Annotated in this window: 20 protein-coding genes; 14 read left to right on the forward strand and 6 right to left on the reverse strand. The window is 61.4% G+C overall.

Annotated elements, in window-relative coordinates; all coding sequences use genetic code 11:
- Window positions 1–115: 115 nt before the first annotated feature.
- From BAD_RS00980 to BAD_RS01010, 7 genes are all read left to right on the forward strand, one after another.
- A complete protein-coding gene (locus BAD_RS00980) occupies window positions 116–1,114 on the forward strand; it encodes an NAD(P)H-dependent glycerol-3-phosphate dehydrogenase (RefSeq protein WP_011742719.1) in 999 nt (332 codons plus the stop codon).
- A gap of 74 nt (window positions 1,115–1,188) precedes the next feature.
- Window positions 1,189–2,325, forward strand: a complete 1,137-nt coding sequence (locus tag BAD_RS00985) for a D-alanine--D-alanine ligase family protein (RefSeq protein WP_011742720.1) — start codon at window positions 1,189–1,191, stop codon at window positions 2,323–2,325.
- Between the two features lie 231 nt (window positions 2,326–2,556).
- Window positions 2,557–3,723 carry an ABC transporter substrate-binding protein gene (locus BAD_RS00990; RefSeq protein WP_011742721.1) on the forward strand — a complete coding sequence of 389 codons (1,167 nt, stop codon included), beginning with the start codon at window positions 2,557–2,559 and terminating at the stop codon, window positions 3,721–3,723.
- A 1-nt stretch (window position 3,724) separates the two neighbouring features.
- Window positions 3,725–4,639, forward strand: a complete 915-nt coding sequence (locus tag BAD_RS00995; protein ID WP_003807614.1) for an ABC transporter permease — start codon at window positions 3,725–3,727, stop codon at window positions 4,637–4,639.
- A 47-nt stretch (window positions 4,640–4,686) separates the two neighbouring features.
- Window positions 4,687–5,544, forward strand: coding sequence for an ABC transporter permease (locus BAD_RS01000; protein WP_011742722.1), 858 nt, complete (start codon window positions 4,687–4,689; stop codon window positions 5,542–5,544).
- A complete protein-coding gene (locus BAD_RS01005; RefSeq protein ID WP_011742723.1) occupies window positions 5,541–6,728 on the forward strand; it encodes an ABC transporter ATP-binding protein in 1,188 nt (395 codons plus the stop codon). Before BAD_RS01000 ends, BAD_RS01005 begins: the two co-directional genes overlap by 4 nt.
- Before the next feature lie 195 nt (window positions 6,729–6,923).
- The gene (locus BAD_RS01010) at window positions 6,924–8,042 is read left to right on the forward strand and encodes a CPBP family intramembrane glutamic endopeptidase (protein WP_011742724.1); all 1,119 of its coding nucleotides are present in this window, start codon (window positions 6,924–6,926) and stop codon (window positions 8,040–8,042) included.
- Between the two features lie 108 nt (window positions 8,043–8,150).
- Here BAD_RS01010 and BAD_RS01015 read toward each other — a convergent pair whose 3' ends face one another.
- A complete protein-coding gene (locus BAD_RS01015) occupies window positions 8,151–8,936 on the reverse strand; it encodes a mechanosensitive ion channel family protein (protein ID WP_003807623.1) in 786 nt (261 codons plus the stop codon).
- A 131-nt stretch (window positions 8,937–9,067) separates the two neighbouring features.
- Between BAD_RS01015 and BAD_RS01020 the strand changes: the two genes are divergently transcribed.
- The 4 genes from BAD_RS01020 (at window position 9,068) to BAD_RS01035 (ending at window position 13,946) form a co-directional block, all read left to right on the forward strand.
- Window positions 9,068–10,273 carry a DUF2974 domain-containing protein gene (locus BAD_RS01020; protein ID WP_003807625.1) on the forward strand — a complete coding sequence of 402 codons (1,206 nt, stop codon included), beginning with the start codon at window positions 9,068–9,070 and terminating at the stop codon, window positions 10,271–10,273.
- 336 nt (window positions 10,274–10,609) lie between these two features.
- On the forward strand, window positions 10,610–11,818 hold the full coding sequence (locus BAD_RS01025; RefSeq protein ID WP_003807627.1) for a DUF2974 domain-containing protein: 1,209 nt from the start codon (window positions 10,610–10,612) through the stop codon (window positions 11,816–11,818).
- A 155-nt stretch (window positions 11,819–11,973) separates the two neighbouring features.
- Window positions 11,974–12,651 carry a TetR/AcrR family transcriptional regulator gene (locus BAD_RS01030; protein WP_011742725.1) on the forward strand — a complete coding sequence of 226 codons (678 nt, stop codon included), beginning with the start codon at window positions 11,974–11,976 and terminating at the stop codon, window positions 12,649–12,651.
- Window positions 12,652–12,755: 104 nt separating this feature from the next.
- A complete protein-coding gene (locus tag BAD_RS01035) occupies window positions 12,756–13,946 on the forward strand; it encodes a pyridoxal phosphate-dependent aminotransferase (protein ID WP_011742726.1) in 1,191 nt (396 codons plus the stop codon).
- Between the two features lie 314 nt (window positions 13,947–14,260).
- Here BAD_RS01035 and gnd read toward each other — a convergent pair whose 3' ends face one another.
- The 3 genes from gnd to BAD_RS01050 form a co-directional block, all read right to left on the reverse strand.
- On the reverse strand, window positions 14,261–15,154 hold the full coding sequence (gene gnd, locus BAD_RS01040) for a phosphogluconate dehydrogenase (NAD(+)-dependent, decarboxylating) (RefSeq protein ID WP_011742727.1): 894 nt from the start codon (window positions 15,152–15,154) through the stop codon (window positions 14,261–14,263).
- A 186-nt stretch (window positions 15,155–15,340) separates the two neighbouring features.
- On the reverse strand, window positions 15,341–16,669 hold the full coding sequence (locus BAD_RS01045; RefSeq protein ID WP_011742728.1) for a GntP family permease: 1,329 nt from the start codon (window positions 16,667–16,669) through the stop codon (window positions 15,341–15,343).
- An 82-nt stretch (window positions 16,670–16,751) separates the two neighbouring features.
- Window positions 16,752–17,288, reverse strand: a complete 537-nt coding sequence (locus BAD_RS01050) for a gluconokinase (protein WP_011742729.1) — start codon at window positions 17,286–17,288, stop codon at window positions 16,752–16,754.
- Between the two features lie 270 nt (window positions 17,289–17,558).
- On the opposite strand from BAD_RS01050, the gene BAD_RS01055 reads away from it, so the two are divergent.
- Window positions 17,559–18,278, forward strand: coding sequence for a FadR/GntR family transcriptional regulator (locus BAD_RS01055; protein ID WP_003807641.1), 720 nt, complete (start codon window positions 17,559–17,561; stop codon window positions 18,276–18,278).
- Window positions 18,279–18,321: 43 nt separating this feature from the next.
- Here the strand turns inward: BAD_RS01055 and BAD_RS01060 are convergent, their stop codons facing one another.
- Window positions 18,322–19,113, reverse strand: coding sequence for a DUF4037 domain-containing protein (locus BAD_RS01060; RefSeq protein WP_003807643.1), 792 nt, complete (start codon window positions 19,111–19,113; stop codon window positions 18,322–18,324).
- Window positions 19,114–19,329: 216 nt separating this feature from the next.
- The gene (locus BAD_RS01065; protein ID WP_011742730.1) at window positions 19,330–20,592 is read right to left on the reverse strand and encodes an MFS transporter; all 1,263 of its coding nucleotides are present in this window, start codon (window positions 20,590–20,592) and stop codon (window positions 19,330–19,332) included.
- Window positions 20,593–21,007: 415 nt separating this feature from the next.
- Here BAD_RS01065 and rpmB point away from each other — a divergent pair, with 415 nt between their 5' ends.
- Complete coding sequence (gene rpmB, locus BAD_RS01070; protein ID WP_003807649.1) at window positions 21,008–21,202, forward strand: 50S ribosomal protein L28; 195 nt, start codon at window positions 21,008–21,010, stop codon at window positions 21,200–21,202.
- 160 nt (window positions 21,203–21,362) lie between these two features.
- A complete protein-coding gene (locus BAD_RS01075) occupies window positions 21,363–24,026 on the forward strand; it encodes an ATP-dependent DNA helicase RecG (RefSeq protein WP_041777222.1) in 2,664 nt (887 codons plus the stop codon).
- Window positions 24,027–24,029: the final 3 nt, after the last annotated feature.

Below are 24,029 nucleotides of genomic sequence, written 5' to 3' on the forward strand. Positions count from 1 at the left end.
GCGGCCGGTGTGCGTAGCCGGCGGTAGCATAAGACAACGTCGATTGAAAGCGGCGGCCGATGTGGCATACGCTCGGCCGCAAAAAGCAATCCAAATAATCCAAGGAGCAAAATTCATGGCGAATGTGACGGTACTGGGCGCTGGCGCTTGGGGAACGGCCTTCGGTCAAGTGCTTGCCGACGCGGGCAACAACGTGACCATGTGGGCCATCGAACCGGAAATCGTGGAAGGTATTCGTGACCATCACCACAACGGTGTGCGCCTGCCCAGCGTGGAAACGCTGCCCAGCAACATGACCGCCACCGGAGACCGCGCCGAAGCCGTGGCCAACGCCGACATCGTCATCGTGGCCATCGCCGCGCAGTTCGCACGCGTGGCACTGACCGAATTCAAGGGACTCATCCCCGAGACCGCGCTCGTGGCCTCCCTGATGAAAGGCATCGAACGCACCACCGGCAAACGCATGGACGAAGTCGTCATGGAAACGCTCGACCTTCCGGCGGAACGCTTCGCCGCCATTTCCGGACCGAACCTGAGCAAGCAGATCGCCGACCGTGAGCCGGCCGCGACCGTGGTCGGATGCGCGAACATCGACAACGCGCGCACCATCGCCACCGCCTGCACCACCGACTACTTCCGTGCGTTCGTGACGCGCGACGTGATCGGCTTGGAAATGTGCGGATCGCTGAAGAATGTGGTGGCGCTCGCCGTGGGCATGGCCCGTGGCGCAGGCTACGGCGAGAACACCGCGGCCATGATCGAAACCCGTGGCCTTGCCGAACTGACCGCGCTGGGCGAGGCGGCCGGAGCCGATCCGAAGACCTTCGCCGGACTTGCCGGCGTGGGCGACCTCATCGCCACCTGCGGTTCCCCGCTGAGCCGCAACTACACGTTCGGTTCCAACCTCGGCAAGGGCCTGAGCGTGGAAGAGGCCACCAAGGTGAGCAACGGCGTGGCCGAAGGCGTGCCGACCACCGACGCGGTGGTGGCGTTGGGCAAGCAGTACGGTGTGCCGACCCCGCTCGCCACGGCCATGAGCCACGTGCTGGACGACGGCATCTCCTGCGCGCAGATGCTGTCCGAACTGTTCGGCGAAGGCATCACCGAGGAGTAGCAGCCGGCTTGTATGCTGGATGCTTGGCAAAAATCCTGAAAAGTCATAAAAGTTAAGGAATAAAGGCTATAGATATGGCAAAAAAGCGCATTGTGGTGATGTACGGCGGCAAGGCCGACGAGCATTCGATCTCCTGCATCTCCGCTGCGAGTGCGCTGCGCGCGCTGGACACGGACAAGTTCGAAGCCATTCCGGTGGGCATCACCAAGGACGGCAAGTGGATCGTCAACGGTGAGAATCCGCTCGGATGGAGCCTGGACGAAGGCCTGCCGACCGTGGAGAAAACCCCAGGCGCCAAGGACGTGGTGCTTGAAGTGGCTCTCGGACAGGACGGCTTCTTCGCCCGCGAGGATGACGGTACGATGACCCCGTTCGGCCATGTGGACGCGGTGTTCCCCGTGCTGCACGGGCCGTACGGCGAGGACGGTACCATCCAGGGTCTGTTCGAAATGATGGGCGTGCCGTACGTGGGGTGCGGCGTGCTCGCCTCCGCGGCCTGCATGGACAAGCATTACACGAAGGTGCTGCTCGCGGCCGCCGGCATTCCCGTCGCGCCCGGCATCACGCTCGACGCGCGTTCCTTCGACAAGGCTTCCGAATTCAAGACCGACGCCGATGCGATCATGGCGCAGGTTAGCGAAGCCGGCTTGCAGTATCCGCTGTTCGTCAAGCCGTCCCGCGCCGGTTCCAGCTTCGGCGTGACCAAGGTGGAGCATGAGGGCGATGCGGCCGAACTTGCGGCCGCCGTGTACGAGGCGTCCCGCCACGATTGGCGCATCCTCGTGGAACAGGGCATCGACGCGCGCGAAATCGAATGCGCAGTATTGTGTCCGAAGGCTGGCGAAGCGCCGCAGGCCAGCTGGCCGGGCGAAATCGTGCTCGACAAGCGCGCCGAAGGCGACGACCAGTTCTACGACTTCGACAGCAAGTACATGGACGCCGCCGCAAGCCACGTGGAAGTGCCCGCCAACCTGCCGGAAGAGACGCTGAACCTCGTGCGCGAAACCGCCAAGAAGGCGTTCGTCGCCGTGGACGGTGCCGGTCTGAGTCGCGTGGACACCTTCGTGACCAAGGACGGCAAGGTGATGGTCAACGAAATCAACACCATGCCGGGATTCACGTCCATCTCCATGTACCCCAAGGCATGGGAGGCCACCGGCGTGCGCTACACCGACCTGATCACCAAGCTGATCGAAGGCGTGCTGCGCTGAATCCTGAATCTCATCCGAGCTGAGCCGAAGCCGTGCTGCATTTCGAGCTGAAAAGCGCAAAGAAAGCAACACGAAAAAGGCCAGTTCATCGTAAGTTTGCCGAAGCGAAACGGGAATATTCCTAAAAATCGCTTCGGCTTTACTTATTCTTTGACACTGCGTTAGGTAACGCCATTACGTTTCCATGTTGTCGATTCCAAGAACAACAAAACAACAAAGGAAACGAAAACGATGAACGCTTTGCGCAAGATCGCCGTCGGCTCGCTCGCCGCCGTGCTCGCATGCTCCATGGCCGCCTGCGGATCAGGTAACGCCAATTCCACCGATAGCGCCTCCAACACCGGTAAAACCGTGAAAGTGGACGAAAAGTCCGCAAAGGCCACTTCGATCTCCGATTTCGGCGGCATGGACGGCCTCGTGGCCGCTGCCGAAAAGGAAGGCGCGCTCAACGTGATCGCGCTTCCGCACGACTGGTCCAACTACGGTGACGTGATCAGCGGCTTCAAGAAGAAGTATCCGAAGATCAAGATCAACGAGCAGAACCCGAACGCCTCCTCCAAGGAGGAAGTGGACGCCGGCAAGACCAACAAGGGCACCGACGCCGCTCCGGACGTGTACGACCTCGGCCTGGCCGTGGCCTCCACCAGCACCGACAACTTCGCCTCGTACAAGGTGCAGGCCTGGGACAAGATCCCGGATTCCGTCAAGGATAAGGACGGCAAGTACTACGCCGACTACACCGGCATCATGTCCATCGGCTGGAACGCCGACAAGTACGGCGACATCAAGTCCATCAACGACCTGACCGACCCGAAGTTCGCCGGAACCGTGGCGCTCAACGGCAAGCCGGCCGAAGCCGGCGCCGCGTTCAACGGCTACCTGATGATCAACCAGCTGGCCGGCGGCGACATCAAGAACCTGCAGCCGGGCCTCGACTTCTTCAAGAAGCTCAAGGACTGCGGCAACCTCACCACCGTCGACGTGACCGACGGCACCATCGACTCCGGCCAGACCGGCGTGGTGATGGACTGGACCTACAACCAGGCCTCCTACCAGAAGAGCCTCAAGGCCAAGGGCGTGAACTGGAAGTTCAAGACCTTCAAGAACGCCCAGGTGGTCAGCTACTACAACCAGGCCATCAACGTGGACGCCCCGCACCCGGCCGCAGCCCGCCTGTGGGAGGAATACCTGTACAGCGCCGACGCCCAGAACGACTGGTTCAAGGGCGGCGCGAACCCGGTACTGCTCGACTCCATGAAGAAGGACGGCACCGTCGACCAGACCACCCTCAAGAACGCCATCACCATCGACGGCGATCCGGTGAGCTACACCAACGAGGATTCCACCCGCATCACCACATGGCTCCAGGACAACTGGGACAAGACCATCGGCAACTGACATGACCGCAGTGCTTACCTCAGGAGCTCACGCCAAGCGCGCGGGCTCCTCCGCCATCTCGTTTGCCGCGCATAGGCGTGAACTCGGCACCATCGCCGTGTCCATCCCGTTCTTCGCCTACACCGCGTGCTTCCTGCTCGCCCCGACGGTCATCGTCATCGTGGGCGCCTTCCAATCCGCCGACGGCAGCTTCACCGTGGCGAACTTCAACAAACTTTTCGAAGCGAACACCATCGCCGCATTCGGCACATCGATACTCGTATCGGTCGCATCCGCGGTCATCGGCGCCATCGTGGGCGCGCTCGCCAGCTACGCCCTCGTCATCGGCTCCAAGCCGAACGGCCTGCTGCGCCGCATGATTTCGGCCATCTCGTCGGTACTCGCCCAATTCGGCGGCGTGATGCTGGCGTTCGCGTTCATCGCCACCATCGGCATCAACGGCGTGGGCACCATGCTCATCAAACAGCTGACCGGCTACGTGGTGAATCCGAACTGGCTCAGCTCGCTGCCGGGCCTGATCACCATCTACTGCTACTTCCAGATTCCGCTGATGATCATCATCTTCCTGCCCGCGGTCGATTCCATCCGCCCGCAGTGGCGCGAAGCCACGGAAAGCCTCGGCGGCAACACCTTCCAATACTGGACGCGCGTGGCCGGCCCGATTCTGGCGCCGCGATTCATCTCCGCGTTCCTGCTGCTGTTCGCGTCCGCGTTCTCCGCATACGCCACGGCCGCCGCGCTGTTCTCCCAGCGTTCGATCCTCGTGCCGCTGATGATCCAAGGCGCGATGCGCAACGAAATGGACCCGAACCAGCAAGGCTTCGCGCAGGTGCTCGCCTTCGCCATGATCGTCGTCGTGGCGGTGGTCATGATGATCAGCCACGCCGTGGAAAAGAGGGCCGGACGATGGCAGTGAACGCAAATACGCAAACCGTAAGCGCGCAATCGGAGGAAAAGCAGAACATGCAGGAATCGCAAACCATGCCGCCGCAGCTGCGTGCGGCCAGACTCGGCAAGCAACGCATCGTCAAAACCATCATTCTCACGGTGACGCTGCTGTTCCTGTTCGTGCCGCTGGTGTCCATGTTCCTGTTCACCATCCGACACCCGTTGTCCGGAAAATGGAGCTTCGACCCGTGGATCGCCATCTTCACCGGCGACGGCAGCGCGCTCGGCGCCGACCTGAGCACCCTGTGGAGCGGCCTCGGCGCTTCGCTCGCGCTGTGCGTGGTGACCGTGCTGATCATGCTCGTGCTGCTCGTGCCCACCATGGTGATCGTGCACATCCGCTCGCGCAGACTGGAACGCGCCATCGAATGGGTGGCCACGCTGCCGCTGACCATTCCGGCCATCGTGCTGGTGGTTGGCCTGGGACCGATCTACCGCTGGCTGTCCGCCGACGTGCTGAGCACCAACCCGATCTGGCTGTGCTTCGCCTACGTGGTGCTGGTCATGCCGTTTGCCTTCCGCGCGCTTGCGGTGGGACTCAATTCCATCGACGTGAAGACGTTATGCGAGGCCTCACGGTCCCTCGGCGCTTCATGGCCGCGCGTATTCTTCCGCGTACTCATTCCGAACCTGTGGCAGTCGATCCTGTCCGCATCGTTCATCTCCATAGCCGTGGTGCTGGGCGAATACACCGTCGCCTCACTGCTCGGCCGTATGAACCTACAGGTCGCGCTGTACCAGCTCGGCCAATCCAATTCGCAAATCTCCACCGCAATGTCGCTGCTGGCACTGCTATTCGGCGTGATTCTGCTGGTGGCTCTCGATCTGATTTCCGGCGCGATGCGTCGGAACAAGGAAGGTGACAACTCATGACTCTCGCCGAACAGAAGGCGGTGGTTGCCCATACCTCGGAAGCGTTCTCCGATACCGAACCCAACGTGGTGACCGAAGCGGCGAAGGCCGTGCTCAAGGATTCCGAAGCGCGCGGCGGCGGTGTGCAGATGCTTGGTGTAGACAAGATCTACCCCGGTTCGACCGTCAAGGCGTTGGACGATTTCAACCTGGAAATCAATCCGGGCGAAATGGTGGTGCTGCTGGGCGGCTCCGGCTGCGGCAAATCCACCGCGCTGCGCTCCCTGGCCGGGCTGGAAGACATTCAGGCCGGACGCATCCTCGTCGGCGGCCAGGACGTGACCGGCGTGCCCGTCAACAAGCGTGACATGGCCATGGTGTTCCAGGCCTACTCGCTGTTCCCGCACATGACCGCGTTGCAGAACGTGGAATTCGGCCTTGAAATCCGAGGCGTGGACCGTGCGGAACGCCGCCGCCAGGCCATGGAGAAGCTGGAACTGGTCGGACTTGCCGACCAGGCGAAAAAGTACACGCAGCAGATGTCCGGCGGCCAGCAGCAGCGCGTGGCCCTGGCCCGTGCGCTGGCCGTGAACCCGCGCGTGCTGCTGCTCGACGAGCCGCTGTCCGCATTGGACGCCAAAGTGCGCGTGCAGCTGCGCGACGAAATCCGCCGCATCCAACTCGAAGCCGGCACCACCACCGTGTTCGTGACCCACGACCAGGAAGAAGCCCTTGCCGTGGCCGACCGCATCGGCGTGATGAACCACGGCCGCATCGAGCAGATCGCCGACCCGCAGACGCTGTACCGCCGCCCCGGCACGGAATACGTGGCCACCTTCATCGGCCTGACCAACCGTCTGCCGGGAATCGCCAACGGTGAGGAGGCCGTGGTGTTCGGCCAGCGCGTCCCGCTGCTGGACGGTTCCGCCACCGACGCCTCCACGGTGCTGGTACGCCCCGAGAACATGACGATCGAACTGACCGACGATGCCGATGCCGTCCACGGAGCCGGCGAACTTGGCCGCGTGGAGATGGTGCATTTCCTCGGCGCGCTGGCCCGCGTGGACGTGCGCGTAGCCTGCGCAGGCATGGGTGGCACGATTCGCGTCACCGTGCAGCTGCCGGCCAACGAGCTGCCCGCAGGACTTGCGATCGGAGCGCAGGTCGTGGTCGCGCCTCGGCCGATTCCGGCGCTCGCCGTCTGACGATTGGTTGCTGCGCGCGATCGTTGCGTACCGTCATTGCGTGCGATCGCCGTGCGTGATTATTGCGTACGGTCGCCCATCGCGTGAGCCGAGCCATTCGCAGGGCTGAGATTCCAAGCTGATATTCAGAGAACTGGTAGTACAGTGCTGGATATCAGCTTTTTTATTTGCTTGCCGTAAGTTCGTAAGGTGACCATGACGTTTCCGCAACAACCGCAACAGCCGCAGTACCCCCAGTATCCGCAGGGACCGGCACCGCAATATCCGCAATCGCAATTCCCGCAGCAGCTCCAGCAGCCGAATCGCAATCCGTTCTTCGAATGGCTTCAGCGGGCGAAACGCGACTTTTCGCGCATCGGCGCAAGCCTGTGCCTGATGGTGATCATCTGGTACGCGGGCGTCTTCCTGCTCAAAGGCGTGGTGCGCGCGGTCGCGGGCGGTGTAGGCGCCGGCGGCGATATGCCGAATTGGATGACGTTCCTCATTTCCGACGTGCCGCTGTATCTGATCGCCATGCCGGTCGCGGTGGTGCTCATGGGCAAATCGACCGTCATCGAAACCCGCAAATTCAACATGAAACCGGGCATGTTCTTCAAGCTGCTGCTCATGTGCCTGCCGATGATGTGGGTCGGCAGCATGGTCGGCAGTATGCTGTCGCTGGCGCTTTCCGACGGTGAAGCCACGAACCGCGTAGCCGATCTTGCCATGCAGACGAACATCTGGAATGTCGTGTTCTTGGTGATTCTTGGCCCGATTTTCGAAGAATGGATGTTCCGCAAGCAGCTCATCGACCACACTCGCAAATACGGAGAGAAAACGGCGATTCTGCTGTCCGGCCTTGCGTTCGGACTGTTCCACATGAACCTGTTCCAGTTCTTCTATGCGTTCCTGCTGGGAGTCATGTTCGGCTACATCTACATGCGCACCAGCAAACTGCGCTATTCGACGGCCATGCACATGATCATCAACTTCAACGGCGGCGTGCTCGCGCCGTGGATTCTGACGCGCGTCGACCTGGACCAGCTGGACAAGGTGTCTCAGGCCGCGGAAAACGGCAATGTGGCGGCGATGGAACAGTGGGCGTCGCAGAACGCCACCGGGCTGGCGATCATGCTCGTCTATTTCCTGCTGTACGGTGCCGTGATTCTCGCCGGATTCGTGCTGCTGATCCGTAACTTCAGGAAAGCCGAATTCTACATCGCGCCGGAGGAGCTGCCGCGTGGGACCGGCGCCAGAACCGTGTACGGCAACGTCGGCATGATCACGTTCATCGTGCTCACGGTGCTGCTGACGGCGATCAGTCTGTTCCTATAGCCGCAGTCGCGCGGATTATGAAGGCCGGCCGGGGATACGTTCCCGGTCGGCCTTTCTGTTGCCTGCATAGCTTGTGTTGCGTGCGTTGCGTTGCGCACGCCGCTGCCGCTATTCGCCGCTGCCGACCGCGCGGTGCTCAAGATAATCGGCATGCGCGATCGACTGCGCCACCGCATCCGCCATCGTGGACAGCAGCAGGTCGTTTTTCGCGAACGCGTAGATCGTGCCGTCGATGCCGTACGGGGTGAAGCCGTTGAGCTTCACCACCGGCTTGTATTGCGGGTTGGCAAGCCCCACGGTCGCATGTTCCACGGTGCTGACGATGTCGGCCTTCATACGCTCCACATCCACGCCCGCCTTCGCGGTGAACGGCACCGACACCAGGCACTCGTTCGACGGGTCAAGCTTCTCCAGCGAGGCGGTGTTCAGAATGGAATTCGGAATGACCATCTCGTTGCCGTTGCGCTCGCGCACGATGGTCTGACGCCAATTGATGTCCTTGACGGTGCCGGTGATGCCGGCCACCTTGACGTAATCGCCCGGCTGGATGACGCGGCCAAGCATAAGCCCGAAGCCGCCGATCACATTGGCGATCGTATCCTTCAAACCCAGCGAAACCGCAAGACCGCCGATGCCAAGCGCCGTGAACAGGGTGGTCGGATTGATGCCGAACACCGGTTGCAGCAGCGTGCCGATGGCGAACACCCACACCACCACGCGCAGGATGTTGACGAAGATGGATGCGTTCGGCACCTGCGATTTGTCGAGCATGCGGCGCACCACCTTGGTGAGCGCCTTGTCGATAAGCGCGGCGACGATGAGCACGACGGCGAGCAGGATGAGCTTGCTGTAGTTTTTGGCAAGCCAGTGCATGAGAATTTCAACTGGATCCATGGCTGCCTAGTCTACACAGGGGACGTTGCACAACGCTTGCGATTGACTGGATGATTCCTGATCCGCCGGCTGGCCGCAGCGGAGCATAATGGATTCCGTAGGATGCGTTGGCCAGCGAAAAGGGGTGCGACATGGGCAATGTCGTGGATTATGTGCGGCGCGAGTTTCATGGATTCGCGGAGCTGCCGTTCGGCGATGTTGATTCGCTGGTGCTGGCTGAGCTCTCATATATGCGGCTTTCCGGCTTGGTTCCGGCGTTCGGCGAGGCGAGGTCGGTGGCGACGGTGCCGATTCGAGAGCTGCTGCGTGCGGAAAGCTATGACGACATGTTCGTTTCGAATTCCTCCGATATGAACGAGTATCGGCTCGCGTTGCTGCGTGCCGTCTGCGAATCGCCGCGTTTCCGCGCGTTGCGTGTCGGCGAGTACGCGGAGCGTCTGAGCGAGCGCGAACAGCAGCAGTTCGCCGCGATGACGTTCGACGTGGGTTGCGGACCCGTCGATTCGCTGTATGTAGCCTTCCGTGGCACCGATGGCACGCTTGTCGGATGGAAGGAGGATTTCAATATGGCAGTGCGCTGTCCGGTACCGTCACAGGAATCCGCGTATCGGTATGTGAACTCGATTCTGGACAGGTCGGAAGGTTTCCTTTCGTCGGGCGATTCGCCCGCGGTCATGCTCGGCGGGCATTCGAAAGGCGGCAATATGGCCGTGTATGCGGCCATGCGTATCGCGCACGATGACATCGAAGTGGCTGGCGAGCGCGCGCGGCGGCTCGGATTGCTGCCCTCATTGGGTGGGCCAGTGCGGGGTCGCAACAGACGGATCTCCCGCATCTTTTCCCATGACGGGCCGGGCCTTCCGAAATCGACGGTGCGCGGTCAGGCGTACCGTGCAATCGAATCGCGTATCCGCAAAACCGTGCCCGAATCGTCCGTCGTGGGCATGCTGCTGCAATCGAATGCGCCAGTGCGCATCGTCAAAGCGGATGCCATCGGCATCATGCAGCATATGGGAAACAGCTGGCAAGTGGCGGAAAATGGCGATTTCGAACAGGTGGACGAGCTGACGGCCGGCGCGCAGCTCATCAAACGAACCCTCGACGGGTGGCTTGACACCGTAAGCCAGGAGCAGCGCGAGCGCGCCATTGACCAGATCTACGGGATCTTCGCGGCGGCGGGATACGGCAATATCGCCGATTTGGTGGAGCATTGGACGGATTCGCTGCCGAAGATTGTGGAGGCGGCGCGCAATACCGATCGGGAGACGCGCGGACTCATCAGGGCGGTGATCAAGGCGATTCCGGTCAGCGCGGCGAAGGCGGTGCGCGAGGGCTGAAGCGGGTTGAGTGCCGAGGCGGGCTGAAGCGCGTGCCGAGGCGGGGCTATGGGCGGATGCAGCGGCTGGTCGGGATGGTTGCCGAGCCGCATTTCGGCCGATTCATGTGTCACGATCCTCGAAAAGGCGTGAAAAATGGAATTGTGACACATAAGTGCCGCGCAAGTGACACACGAGTGCCGCACAAATGACACATAAGAAGGGCAATGGAGGGCATTGGGGCGCCGATGATCCGGATGCATCCCCGTTCGCTGACGTAGGATGGTGCGGTGCGGACGCATAATTGTGGAAGCATAATGGAATGCGGAATGTCGACGGCTGCGAAAGGGGTGTGCAATGGGCAACATCATCGATTACGCGCGTACGGAGACGCGCGATTTCGGCGAGCTTCCCTTCCGTGAGGCCGACGCGCTCGTGCTCGCGCAGCTTTCGTACGACGACGTGCCGGAATGCGTGCCGCGGCTTGACGACATCGAATCGCGATACGGCACGTTGCATGACCGTGTGAAGCAATTCGACCCGCGCCATCCCATACGCTCCGTGCGGATGCTGCGGAAACCTCCATTCGACGGTGTGACGATCGCGCGCGCCGACGACGAGCTGCACCATGGAAGCGCGGTGCCCGACCATAATGTCGAGAACGTGGGCTTGGTTGATCCGCAGGTGACGCACGATTTCTACCATGCCATCGCCGCGAATCCGCGTTTTTCCGACATTGAAATGGGGGCGTTTCTCGAGCAGTTCGACGGCGATGAGCAGACGCAGTTCGCCGCCGTGACCTATCGCCTGCCGTCCGGCATGCTGGTTGTGGCGTTCCGCGGTACCGACGATTCGCTCGTGGGTTGGAAGGAGGACTTCAACATGGCCTTCCAATACCCGGTGCCGGCGCAGGTGACCGCCGCCGACTATCTCGCCAGGGTGGCCGAGTTGTGGAAGGATGTTCCGATCGTGCTCACCGGCCATTCCAAAGGCGGCAATCTGGCCGTTTATGCGGCGATGAACGCTGAGGACGGGGTGAAGGACCGCATCGAACGCATCTATTCGTTGGATGGGCCGGGCTTCCCTGAGGCGGTGGTGAATAGCTTCGAATATGCGAGCGTGAGCGATCGAATCGTCAAAATCGTGCCGGACTCATCGGTAGTGGGCATGGTGCTGGAAACTCCCGAACGCTGCATCGTGGTGAAATCCGACGTGGAAGGAATAATGCAGCATTTCGTGTTCTCCTGGCAGATGCACGGCGGTGAATTCGACAAAGTCGAGGATGTGGCCAGCAGTTCGGTGACCTTCAACAAAGCGCTGAACAAGTGGCTTGCCAACCTGTCCAAGGAGCAGCGCGAGCGTGCGGTGGACGCGTTGTTTGCCGTGCTCGAAGCGTCCGGTGCGGGCAGTATTTCCGCCATGATGGCGGCCGGGCCGAAAGTCATTCCCGAAATGCTTGGCACGTACGTTGGGTTGAGCGGTGAGGATCGACGCAATCTCAACCAGGCGCTGGCGATTATGTTGCAGGCCGCTCTTGCCCGCAATCCGAAAGTGCGGCGCAAGTAGACGTAGCGCGGAGGTCGTGACGCAGTGGTGTGAGGTGAGGCGTTGCGGTGGATGGCAATCGCTATTAATGCGACATGCTGTGCAGTTTGTTCTAGACAACTTGTATAGTAATTCGCGTTGCGCTTTTAAATCGAAGGTACAAAATAGGGGGAGCCATGCCACGTCCACGCCGAGATTCGGAGATTCTGCCAGCCAAAGAACGGCTCGAAAACGCATTCTGGGAACTGCTTTCCGAACGCGAGTATCGCAAAATCACCGTCACCGACATCGTGCGCACGGCGGACGTGAATCGCAATTCCTTCTACTATCATTTCACGGGACTGCCGGAACTTGCCGATTCCGCCATTCTGCACGCCGTGGAAAACACGCCGCTTCCCAGCGCGCCCAACGCGAATTTCAATCCCGACAACGAATGGCGCAAGCATGTCACCGCGCTGCTACGCGAGCCCGAGCAGCGTCAGCGTCTTGACCGGCTCGCGCTGCTTGCCGGGCCGCACAGCTCGCCGGAACTCGTTGAATCCCTGCAGGACTTCGGCAGGCTCACGTTGATCTCCGTGCTGGGGCTTGACGCCGACCATCTTGACCTCAAAACTGACCTGATGCTCGACTTCACCGTCGGAGGCATGTTGGCGGTGCTGCGCCGCTGGCCGAAGCTCCATGAGCAGCTGCCGATGGACGCCGTGTTCAACGAGGATGTGGCGGTGCTGGCCACGGGCATATTCATGTCCATGTCCAAAACCGACATGCTGGGTTATTGGAAGCGCATCTTCAGCAGCGGTTTCGTGGCGGGGCAGGGCGTGCAGAGCGAAGCCGAACAGAAAGCCGAACAGTGAACGATGCGCCGCATGTCGTGACTTTTCGGTGGTAGAAACGTCTGTAGCGGCGCTCTTTCAGGGTGCGTCAGACGTATGCAACAGCACGACAGGGAGGTTGTTCCATGATCAACGAAGCCTACAAGGCCATGCTCGGCGGAAAATCCGTAATCCGCGAGCTGAGCGAATACGCGACCGCGCGTGGCGCCGAAATTGGCTACGAGAACGTGTTCGACTATTCGCTGGGCAACCCGAGCGTGCCGTGCCCGCAGGACTATACCGACGCCGTGATCGACATGTATAAAACGGCCGAACCGGTGGCGTTGCACGGCTATTCTCCGTCCTTGGGCATTTCGTCGGTGCGCAAGGCGATCGCCGAAAGCCTCAACCGCCGCTTCGACATGGACTACACCGCCGACTACATCTTCCCGACCACGGGTGCGGCCGGCGCGTTGACGCATGCGCTGCGCGTGGTGACCAAGCCGGGCGACGAAGTGATCACCTTCGCCCCGTACTTCCCGGAATACCAGCCGTATGTGAACGGCACCGGCGCGCACCTGACCGTCGTTCCGGCCGACACCGAGAACTTCCAGATCAACTTCGACGCGTTCGAGAAGGCGCTCAACCCCGGAACCGCGGCCGTGCTCATCAACACCCCGAACAATCCGTCCGGCGCGGTCTATTCCGCTGAAACGCTGACCCGCCTGGCCGAGGTGCTCAACGCCAAGCAGACTGAATACGGCCACGACATCTTCCTGATCGCCGACGAGCCGTACCGCGAGATCGTGTTCGACGGCGGCGAGCAGCCGTATCCGAGCAAATTCTACGACAACACGCTTTCGTGCTACTCGTACTCCAAGTCGCTGTCACTGCCGGGCGAGCGCATCGGCTATGTGGCGGTGAATCCGCGTGCCACCGACGCCAAGCTCATCGTGCCGATGTGCGGCCAGATCAGCCGTGGCACCGGCCACAACTGCCCGTCCTCCACCGCGCAGCTGGCCGTGGCCAAGGTGGTTGACGAGACAAGCGACCTGTCCGTCTACGAAACCAACATGAACCTGCTGTATGACGCGCTGACCCGTCTGGGCTTCGACGTGGTGCGCCCCGGCGGCACGTTCTACATCTTCCCGAAGGCGCTTGAGGAGGATGCGAACGCGTTCTGCATGAAGGCCAAGGATTACGACCTGATTCTCGTGCCGTCCGACAGCTTCGGCGTGCCCGGCTACTTCCGCATGGCCTACTGCATCGACACGGAGAAGGTGGAGCGTTCCATCGCGGCGCTTGAGAAATTCGTGCACGAGGTGTACGGCCGCTGAGCCGCTCGCGTATTTCGCCTATATTCCGCTTATAGATGGCGGATTCGCTCTCGTGCCTGATGCCATCTCGCTTATGGATGGCGGATGATGCGGGGAAAAGCCGGTTGGAGGGTATGGATATTGCCCCCTAACCTTTTTGCTGTAGGACCCCGCCATCTATAAGCGAGATAGTGCAGGATTGTGGGGCGGCAAGCCGACTGTCTGACGGGACCGTGTGCGTTGATACAGGTTCGCCCGGAGCTGGTGGGGTCCAGCTCCGGGCGAAGTCTGTTATGGGGAAGGAAGGAATCTGAATCGGTTAATGCGTGAATCCGTCAGTGGGTGGCGATCTCGTCGATCTTGGTGACGTGGCCGCCGAACTGGGCGCGCATGGTGGACACGACGCGCAGGATGTTGTCGGCGCCGCCGCGCGAGGTCTGACGTGCGTACAGTGCGGCCGCGGTGGCCGGGGTCGGCACGCCGAGTTCGAGAGCCGCCTCGATCATCCACTTCGCCTCGCCGGACTCGTTGGCGACCGGCGGCATGGACTTGAGCGTCGGGTCGGACTTGAAGGCGATGGCCAGCAGGTCGAGCAGCCAGGACTGCACCACGGAACCGTCCCTCCAGGAGCTCATCACGGCCGCCGGATCCTCAACGAGATCGGACTTCACCATGGTGGCGAAGCCTTCGCCGAAGGCCTGCATCATGCCGTATTCGATGCCGTTGTGCACCATCTTGGCGAAGTGGCCGCCGCCCACCGGGCCGGCCAGCACCAAGCCGGAATCGCCTTCCGGCTTAAGTGCCTCGAAAATCGGGCGCGCGCTCTCGAAGTCCCCCTGGCTGCCGCCAACCATAAGCGCGTAGCCGCGGTCGATGCCCCACACGCCGCCGGAGACGCCGCAATCCATGAAATGGATGCCCTTCGGCTCCAGTTCGGCCGCGTGGCGTGCGTCGTCGGTGTAACGGGAGTTGCCGCCGTCGATGATCATATCGCCCGGCTGAAGAAGCTCGGCAAGCTCGTTGATGGTGCTGTCGGTCGCTTCACCGGCCGGCACCATGACCCACACCAGACGCGGGGCCTTCAGCGCGGCCACCAGTTCCTTCAGGCTTGCCACGGTGCGGTCCGACTCGGGGGAGTGGTCGTAGCCGACCACCTCATGCCCTGCCGCCGCGATGCGCTTCGCCATGTTGCCGCCCATACGTCCCAGGCCGATCATTCCCAACTGCATGATGTGCTTCTTTCTCTAAAAATGGTTGAAAAGTTTTTGCGATTTTGAATAAGGATTGATGCCGCCCGTTGGCTTCCCGCGCCTTCCGCAACGCAGAAAAGAAGGTTGCGGCAAGCTTTGCGGGCGGCAAGTTTTGGTTATGTTTTGGGTTATGTGAGTGTGGTTGCGATTGCTGCGTTCAGTGCGTCAAAGCACCAGCGAGAGCAGCATCACGCAGCCCAGACCGACCACCGACAGAATGGTTTCCATCAGCGACCAGGTCTTCAGCGTCTGGCCCACGCTCATGCCGAAGTATTCCTTGACCAGCCAGAAGCCGGCGTCGTTGAGGTGGGAGAAGAACACGGAGCCTGCGCCGATGGCCAGCACCAGCAGTGCCAGATGGGTCGGGCTCATGCCGGCGGCGAGCGGCACCATGATGCCGGAGGCGGTGACGGTCGCCACGGTTGCCGAACCGGTGGCGAGACGGATGAGCACGGCCACCAGCCAGCCTGCGATCAGCGGGTTCATGGCGGATTCGGTGATGGAGTTGGCGATCACGTCGCCGATGCCGGAGTCGACCAGCGTCTGCTTGAAGCCGCCGCCTGCGGCGACGATCAGGATGATGCCGGCCACGGAGCCGAAGGACTGTCCGACCATGCCGTTGACGGCGTCACGGGAGAACTTCTGCATGTAGCCAAGGGCGACCATGGCGAAGACGGTGGTGATGAGCAGTGCCACGAGCGGGGTGCCGAGGAACGCGATCACACGGCCCCAGGCGGTGGTGTTCTGACCGGTCAGATCCACGATGGACGCGGCGAGCATCAGCACGACCGGCAGCAGGATCACGGACAGGGCGGTGCCGAAGGACGGGCGGTTTTCCGCGGACTTCGGAGCTTCGGCCTCAGCCTCGTTCTCCGGAGCTGCGATCGGAACCCACTTGGCGGCGAGCCTGCCGAACAGCGGGCCGGAGATGATGACGGTCGGGATGGCCACGATCAGGCCGAGGGCCAGGGTGATGCCGAGGTTCGCGTTCAGCGCGCCGATGGCGGTCAGCGGACCGGGGTGCGGCGGCACGAAGGCGTGCAGCGTGGACAGGCCGGCGAGGGCCGGGATGCCGAGCAGCACCACAGGGGACTTGGAACGACGGGCGGCGAACAGCACCACCGGGATGAGGATGACCACGCCGACCTCGAAGAACATCGGGATGCCCACGATGAACGCGATCAGTGCCATGGCCCACGGCAGACGCTGCAACGGTGTCTTGGCCATGATGGTGTCGACGATGGTGTCCGCACCGCCCGACTTGAACAGGATGGTGCCGATGATCGAGCCGAACGCGATAAGCAGGCCCACGTTGGAAATCGTGCCGCCGACGCCGGAAGTGAAGCTATCGAACGCCTTGTCGAACGGCACGCCCGCGCACACGGCCATGACGAATGAGCCGGCGAGCAGGGACAGGAACGGATGCACCTTGCATGCCGCGATGAGAAGAACGATGACGGCGATGCCGATGATCGCCGCTGCGATGAGATTCATGAATCCTCCTTGACTCGTTGAATTTCTCTTTCGATTTTTAGTTATGTGCGATTATTTTGCGCTGTGTTGCGGCTTGCGCCGTTCACTCGGCTTGCTGCGATTGCGAGGCCACCTTCGCCGCGTACTCGTTCACTGCGGCGACGGCACGTTCGACCATTTCCTCGACGCTGCCTTCGATGGAGACTTCCACGCCGTTCTCGTCTGGCTGGAGCGGCTCAAGAATGGCGAACTGGCTCGGCAGCAGTGCCGGCGGCATGAAGTGGCCCTTGCGCTCGTTGAGACGCTGCTGGATGAGTTCCTGCGAGCCGGTCAGATGCACGAAGAAGGTGGGAACGTTCTGGGCGAGCACCTCACGGTAGCTGCGCTTCAGGGCGGAGCTGGAGACCACGGTGTTCTCGTCCAGCGCCTCGCGAGCCACCATCCAGGTGTTGATGACCTTGAGCCACGGCCAACGGTCCTCGTCTGTCAGCGGAATGCCTGCGCTCATCTTGTCGATGTTGGCCTGCGGATGGAAGTCGTCGCCCTCCGCGTACACGTATCCGAGACGTTCGTGAATGGCTTCTGCCACGGTGGATTTGCCGCATCCTGCAACACCCATCACCACTACGTGAATGCTCATGTTGTCCTCCTTGAACTCTGCTGTATTGCCAGTGCCACTTCGCATCGGCGATGACATCAATATAGCTATGAAAGGTAGTACTAGTCAAGTTAAAAGTACTACGAATAAAAATAATCATGCGACTTGCTATGCTGTAGGTAGTACAAATCGGCGGCAAATCGCGCGAATCGTGCGGGGGTAATTATTCGGACGTCACGCGAACGGCAATCGTATACGGCGTGTCGCAAAAACCTGAAAAAAGATTTGCACGCACAACGAGAGGAATTGTGGATGGCAGGAAACGAAAACGGCGGCGAACTGCTGCAGGATGCAGTGTGCCGCACGCTGGCCATCGAAATGCTGGACGGCAAATGGCCGGCCGGTGAAAGCTTGACGTTGGAAGACGTGCAGAACCGTTTCGGCATCTCCCGTACCGTGGCGCGCGAAGTCGCCAAAACGTTGGAATCCATGGGTGCGGTGACGGTGCGCCGACGCGTCGGATTGGTGGCGCGGCCGTTCTCCGACTGGCAGGCGCTCAACCATCAGGTCATCGAATGGCGACTCCACTCCACGCAGCGCGAGCGGCAGCTGTCGTCATTGACCGAATTGCGATTGGCGGTCGAACCGGCTGCGGCGGCCTCGGCGGCACGCCTCGCCTCCATCGACGTCAAGGCGAAATTCCCCGTCTACGCGGCGCAGATGCGCCAAATCGCCGAATCAAACGAAGAGGGGGCTGCCGGCCTGACCAAATTCCACGATCTGGACGTGGAATTCCATACTTTGATACTGCGCGAAAGCGGCAACGAACTGTTCGCCGCGCTTGCCGACACCATCGCCACCGTGCTGCGCGGCCGTGTGGAACTCGGCAAATACCCGATGAAGCCGAAGCCGGCCGCGCTCGACGCGCACGATGCGGTCGCTGACGCGATAGCGAAGGGCGATCCGGAACGTGCGCGCAAGGCCATGTTCGACATCGTCGACGAAGTGGCCCGCGCGCTCAACTTCTTCTAAAACCAATCGCTACCGGCGTCGAACCGCCGGATTCGCGGTCAAATCACAGGTTCGCGTCGACCGTCTGACGCAGGTCGTCAACGATTTCGCCCAAAGTCTCGCTGAACACCGCCTGATCGGCGTACATCGAATCGAACAGCGTATCGATGTTTTTGCGGAAATCCTTCGGCAGAATGGCGCAGTCGCGTTCGGCGAGCTTGTCGAGACGCTTCTCGCCGGGATGCGTGCGGCGGTTCAGCGCGAATAGCACATCGAAATACGATTCCATGAACGCGGCCATGCGATGGTTGACCGCGATTTTGTCGCCTCGGCTCGCGGCCTTGCGGATCTGTGCGTCGTACGACGGCAGGTTGCCGGTAAGTAGACGCATGTTGCGATTGATGATGTTGCGGCGCAGTTCCTCGGGGAACGGCACGTCGAACCGCTGTCGGGTCGCGGCGTACTGGCCGTCGCGGTCGAACAGCACCTTGCTGGTGAGCATGTTGTGCCACATGCACGTCGTATAGCCGTTGCTGGCCTGAAACCGTTCCACCACGTCGGCGACATTGGCTGCGAACTGGTCCAGATCGCGGTACAGCACGTCGATATTGGTGCCGTCGTTCAGCGTGCAGTCGTCTTCGGTCTCCCAAAAATCGTTGTCGATTTCCATATGGCTGCAATAGTTGCGCAGCAGCCTGCGGCGGCGTTCGGCAGACACGGGTGCGGTGACGTACACGTAGACGTCGTAATCGGATTTTTCATCGTTATCGCCGGTGGCGCGTGACCCACCCAACGTGATGGCCTCGACTTCCGGCCATGCGGACACTGCTTCGACTAGTTCATTTGCCAATGACATCGTTTACCTCTCTCTGCGTCATTGCTGGAGCGGCGCTACGTTGCGCCACGGTGTGCAAACGATGCCAGTATAACATACCAGATGGTAACTGTCGAAGTTGTGCCGGCCTACGCGGTTTCCCGCAGGCCGGCACAGCGCATTCCGCCGAACGACGATTGTCAGGCGGAATGCTATCGAGCGATTGCTGTCGAGCGGAACGCTGTCGGACGGCAGCTGTCAGTCGACGGTTGCGGCTTCCGTCGAACCCTTGGTCGGATCCTTCTGCAGAAGCAGGAAGACGAGCGCGACGGCCAGCAGAATGGCTATCGACAACACGCCGATCGACGCGTTGCCAGTCAGCGACGTCGTGGTAGCGACGAGGAACGTGCCGATAATCGACGCCGTCTTGCCGAAAATATCGTAGAAGCCGTAGTACTCGTTGGCATGGTCCTTCGGAATGATCTTGCCGTAATACGAACGGGACAGCGCCTGGATGCCACCTTGGAACATGCCGACCAGAATCGCCAGAATCCAGAATTCAAGTGCGGCGCGCAGGAAGAACGCGGCGAAGAAGACGATGCACATGTACGCCACCACGGCCGCGGTGATCATGGTTTTCGAGCCGAACCGGCCTGCCAGCTTGCCGTAGATGATGGAGCAGGGGAACGCCACGAACTGCGTGACGAGCAGCGCCACGACCAGCTGCGTGGAGTCGATGCCCAGCTGCGTGCCATACGACGTGCTCATGGAAATGACGGTGTTGACGGCGTCGATGTAGAAGAAGAACGCGATCATGAACATCCACAGCGGCTTGTTCTTGCGGATGGCGCGGAACGTGGAGCCGAGCTCGGCGAACGTGCCGCGGATGGCCTCGCCTGCCTGCCCCGCGGTGGCGCGGTAATGCACCTGCTTATAGCTGGTGAGCAGCGGAATGGTGAACGCCACCCACCACAGCGCGGTGATGACGAACGAGGCGCGCGTGCAGGCTGTGGTCGACCAGCCGAACAGCGCGGGGCCTCCGAAAATCAGCGCGATGCAGACGATGAACGGCACGGTCGAACCGATATAGCCCCATGCGTAGCCGTGTGAGGAAATGCGGTCCATCCGTTCGTTCGAAGTCGTGTCCACCAGCATGGAGTCGTAGAACGTAAGCGAACCATTAAGGCCGATGGTGGACAGCACGTACACGATGAGGAACGCGAGCCAACCAAGCGGCATCGCCATCGCGCAGCACATGACCACGCCCGTCAGGAAGAAGCCGGTGAAGAAGCGGATCTTCATGCCCTGCACGTCGGCGATGGAGCCGAGCAGCGGCATAAGCACGGCGATGACGAGCGATGCGATGGTCTGCGCGTAGCCCCACGTCGACACGATGTTCGTCTCGCCGGCCGCCTTGAGCAGCGAATTCGCGTAGATCGGCACGACGGCGGTGGACAGCAGCACGAACGCGGAATTGCCGACGTCGTAGACGATCCACTTCTTCTCGCGTGGCGTCATCATATGCTTGGATTGCTGGCTGGATTGCTGCGGCTGCTGGGCCTGCGCGTTCTGCTGGGACGGTTGGGTCTGCGGCTCGGCTGTGTCGGTCAATGTTGACTCTTTTCGGCTAAATGTCAATCTTATGGCTCATCTTATTCCATTACTTCATCGTACGGGCGTGGCGGGTGGTAACAGACCATTCGACATGAACAGCGCATGAACAAGCATGTTCTGCCCGTACGGGCCGCATACGCGTGCTGTCGAGACATGGCAAAAACGGCGGAATATGGGGAATGCAAGCCGATTTTCGTCCACAAGTTTGCGATTGGCCGGGGCTGGTTGTATAGTTGAGAAGTTGTGTGTTCTGCCATGCACTTCGTTGTGTGGTGTCGAACGCGCAGACTTGCAAGTCAATAGTAATTATAGGGAGTCCATTATGGCAGCTCGTTGCGCAGTGTGCGGCAAGGGACCGCAGACCGGTTTCACCGTTTCGCACTCACATATTCGCAATAAGCGCACCTTCCGCCCGAACCTGCAGCCGGTTCGCACCACCATCGACGGCGAGAACGTTCGCGTTCGCGTTTGCGTGAAGTGCATCAAGGCTGGCAAGGTCCAGCGCGTTGAAGCGTGAATCGCGAAATAACAGCTTGAAACCCCGGTAAGCCGAATGGCCGCCGGGGTTTTGCTTTATCTGACCGTCCACAAGCCGTGTTGCGGCGAATGGCGCCGCCACGAATAATGGGGAATTCAGCCCGCCGCACAATCATCCGGTCGTGACACAATGGAGTGTTATGAGCACCACATGGCAAACCCCGATTTCCTCGTTCGAAACGAACCGCCGCAGAGTCGGCGCGCTGAAATCGCTGGGCGTGGTGTCCGTGGGCGACGCGCTGACCTACTATCCGTTCCGCGTCACCGAGCCGGTGCCGGCACGCGCCCTGCGCGAAGCGAAAATAGGGGAGAACATGGCCTTCGCCGCGCACGTGCGTGGCGTGCGCGTCTTTCCGATGGCCCGTCGCGGATTCCGGCTGATCGCCGACGTTGATGACGGCGATTTCGCACGCAGCCGGCACATGGACGCTTCCATGGCGTCTCTCGTGTTCTTCTCCTATCGCAAGTCGTACGTCGATTGGATCCAGCGCAAACTGCACGAAGGCGCGTTGCTGGTGGTCGCGGGCGAGCCAAGCGTATACAACGACCGTCTGCAATTCACCCATCCCGACATACTGACGGTCGATCCAGCCGGCGAGCAATTGCGCAGCCGCTCATCTGAGGAAGCCGCCGAATGGGATGACGGCTTCGGCACGGAACAACCGGCGGTCGTCCCGCAATCGTCGACCATGCCGAATCTCAAATACGATGCGGCTTCCGTACCGGAGGCGATGCGCCACGTATGCCGCCCACGTCCCGTCTACCACGCGAACTCGCGCATCTCCAGCGAACACATCCACGAGTCGATCGAAAAATGCATGGACCGGCTGTGCGGTGACGAATACGCTGCGGCACAGGCAGCCCGTGCATTGCATGGCGCCGATGCCAGCGACGCGCAACATGGGGAATTCGACGCGCCGCAAGCCGACCGGCAGGCACGGACGGAAGCGCTTGCCGCCGCCATTCCCGACATCATGCCGGAAGCGTTTCGTATGGAACATGGGCTGATGCACCGAGCCGAAGCGTTCAGGGCGATTCACGATCCGCAAAACCGCGACGGTTTCAACAAGGCGTTGCGTACACTGCGCTACGAGGAAGCGCTCATCTGCCAAACCGCGCTGGTGCAGTCTCGTGATTCGTCGCGTAAGGCCACGGCCACAGCCTGCGCCGACACGCGGCTGAAAGACGATTTCGTCGAGTCGCTGCCGTTCTCGCTGACGGACGGGCAACAGCAGGTGATCGCCGATATTTCCGACGATATGGCACGTGATTACCCCATGCAACGCCTGCTGCAGGGCGAGGTCGGCTCCGGCAAAACCGTGGTCGCGGTGGCGGCTATGATGCAGGCCGTCGGCTCCGGCAAACAAGCGGTGCTCGTCGCGCCGACGCAAGTGTTGGCGGAACAACATTACAGCAGCATCCGCGGCATGGTGGATCGGATGTGTGGTACCGGCGAAGAGGCTGACGAAAACGCGAAATCAGGGGAATCGCAGACAAAATCAACGCACCGTGCGGTTGTGGATGAAAGTGGACAAGTCACGTCGGGAAACGCGCCGGAACCGCAAAACGGTGGACAATCGGATGGCGGCCAGGTGGAGAAACTGCTGGACGGCCAATCGAACAGCCTGCCGGACATTCCCGTGCTGCTGCTCACCGGCGGCATGAAACTCGCCGCCCGCCGACGCGTCCTCGCGCAAGCGGCCTCCGGCAAACCATGCATCGTGGTGGCCACGCACGCCGCGTTCTCCAAAACCTTCCAAGCGCCCAACCTCGCGCTGGCGGTCATCGACGAACAGCACCGTTTCGGCGTGGAACAGCGCGAATCGCTGAACGCCAAAGGCTCCACGGCACCGCATCTGCTGGTCATGACGGCCACGCCGATTCCGCGCACCGCGGCCATGACCTGGTTCGGCGACCTCGACATCTCCTGGCTCACCGAACTGCCCGGCGGCCGCAAGCCGATCCGCACATTCGTCGTGCCCGAAGCGAACGGCCCGCTGATGGCGGAAATGTTCGGTCTGATTCGCAAGCGTATCGACGCGGGGGAACGTGCCTACGTGGTCTGCCCGCGCATCGACGCCGACGCGAAGGATGCCGACGATGCGGGCGGTTCAGGCGATGCGGAAGTCGGTTCCGCATTCGACGCCACATACGATTTGGGCGAGGATGACGAACAGCGCGAACAGCGGCCGCCGTTGCATTCCGTCGCGGAAATCGCGGAACGCTTGCGATCGCTGCCGCAATTCGCTGGCATCCGTATCGCCACGCTGACCGGCCGCGACGATGACGAAACGAAATCGCAGATTATGGCCGATTTCGAAGCGGGCGTGACGCCGATTCTGGTGGCCACCACCGTCATCGAAGTGGGCGTGGACGTGGCGCAGGCCAGCTGCATGGTGATTTTCGATGCCGACCGGTATGGCCTGTCCCAGTTGCACCAGCTGCGTGGACGCGTGGGCCGTGGAGGCACCGAATCGGGCGCGTTCCTTATTTCACGTGCGCCGGAAGGCAGCGATGCGGCCAAACGCCTTGACGTGATTGCCGGCACGTTGGACGGCGCCGAAATCGCACAGGCCGACCTTGAATTCCGCGGCGCGGGCGACGTGCTGGGCGACGCGCAATCCGGCGGCAAATCCGGACTGAAACTGCTGCGCGTGGTCAAAGACGTGAAGATCATCGAGGAAGCCAGAGCGGAAGCCGCGAAACTGGTGGCCGAAGACCCCACGTTGCAAGGGTACGTGCAGCTTGCCGGCGCGGTGCTCGACTTCACGCGCGGCAACGAGACGTTCCTGACCAGCAACTAGGCT

This window comes from Bifidobacterium adolescentis ATCC 15703, assembly GCF_000010425.1.
In the GTDB taxonomy this organism is placed as follows: Bacteria; Actinomycetota; Actinomycetes; order Actinomycetales; family Bifidobacteriaceae; genus Bifidobacterium; species Bifidobacterium adolescentis.

Excerpts from the sequence above, each read along its gene's own strand:
- BAD_RS00980 (WP_011742719.1), top strand. The coding sequence starts at position 116 with ATGGCGAATGTGACGGTACTGGGCGCTGGCGCTTGGGGAACGGCCTTC.
- BAD_RS00985 (WP_011742720.1), top strand. The coding sequence starts at position 1,189 with ATGGCAAAAAAGCGCATTGTGGTGATGTACGGCGGCAAGGCCGACGAG.
- BAD_RS00990 (WP_011742721.1), top strand. The coding sequence starts at position 2,557 with ATGAACGCTTTGCGCAAGATCGCCGTCGGCTCGCTCGCCGCCGTGCTC.
- BAD_RS00995 (WP_003807614.1), top strand. The coding sequence starts at position 3,725 with ATGACCGCAGTGCTTACCTCAGGAGCTCACGCCAAGCGCGCGGGCTCC.
- BAD_RS01000 (WP_011742722.1), top strand. The coding sequence starts at position 4,687 with ATGCAGGAATCGCAAACCATGCCGCCGCAGCTGCGTGCGGCCAGACTC.
- BAD_RS01005 (WP_011742723.1), top strand. The coding sequence starts at position 5,541 with ATGACTCTCGCCGAACAGAAGGCGGTGGTTGCCCATACCTCGGAAGCG.
- BAD_RS01010 (WP_011742724.1), top strand. The coding sequence starts at position 6,924 with ATGACGTTTCCGCAACAACCGCAACAGCCGCAGTACCCCCAGTATCCG.
- BAD_RS01015 (WP_003807623.1), bottom strand. The coding sequence starts at position 8,936 with ATGGATCCAGTTGAAATTCTCATGCACTGGCTTGCCAAAAACTACAGC.
- BAD_RS01020 (WP_003807625.1), top strand. The coding sequence starts at position 9,068 with ATGGGCAATGTCGTGGATTATGTGCGGCGCGAGTTTCATGGATTCGCG.
- BAD_RS01025 (WP_003807627.1), top strand. The coding sequence starts at position 10,610 with ATGGGCAACATCATCGATTACGCGCGTACGGAGACGCGCGATTTCGGC.
- BAD_RS01030 (WP_011742725.1), top strand. The coding sequence starts at position 11,974 with ATGCCACGTCCACGCCGAGATTCGGAGATTCTGCCAGCCAAAGAACGG.
- BAD_RS01035 (WP_011742726.1), top strand. The coding sequence starts at position 12,756 with ATGATCAACGAAGCCTACAAGGCCATGCTCGGCGGAAAATCCGTAATC.
- gnd (WP_011742727.1), bottom strand. The coding sequence starts at position 15,154 with ATGCAGTTGGGAATGATCGGCCTGGGACGTATGGGCGGCAACATGGCG.
- BAD_RS01045 (WP_011742728.1), bottom strand. The coding sequence starts at position 16,669 with ATGAATCTCATCGCAGCGGCGATCATCGGCATCGCCGTCATCGTTCTT.
- BAD_RS01050 (WP_011742729.1), bottom strand. The coding sequence starts at position 17,288 with ATGAGCATTCACGTAGTGGTGATGGGTGTTGCAGGATGCGGCAAATCC.
- BAD_RS01055 (WP_003807641.1), top strand. The coding sequence starts at position 17,559 with ATGGCAGGAAACGAAAACGGCGGCGAACTGCTGCAGGATGCAGTGTGC.
- BAD_RS01060 (WP_003807643.1), bottom strand. The coding sequence starts at position 19,113 with ATGTCATTGGCAAATGAACTAGTCGAAGCAGTGTCCGCATGGCCGGAA.
- BAD_RS01065 (WP_011742730.1), bottom strand. The coding sequence starts at position 20,592 with ATGATGACGCCACGCGAGAAGAAGTGGATCGTCTACGACGTCGGCAAT.
- rpmB (WP_003807649.1), top strand. The coding sequence starts at position 21,008 with ATGGCAGCTCGTTGCGCAGTGTGCGGCAAGGGACCGCAGACCGGTTTC.
- BAD_RS01075 (WP_041777222.1), top strand. The coding sequence starts at position 21,363 with ATGAGCACCACATGGCAAACCCCGATTTCCTCGTTCGAAACGAACCGC.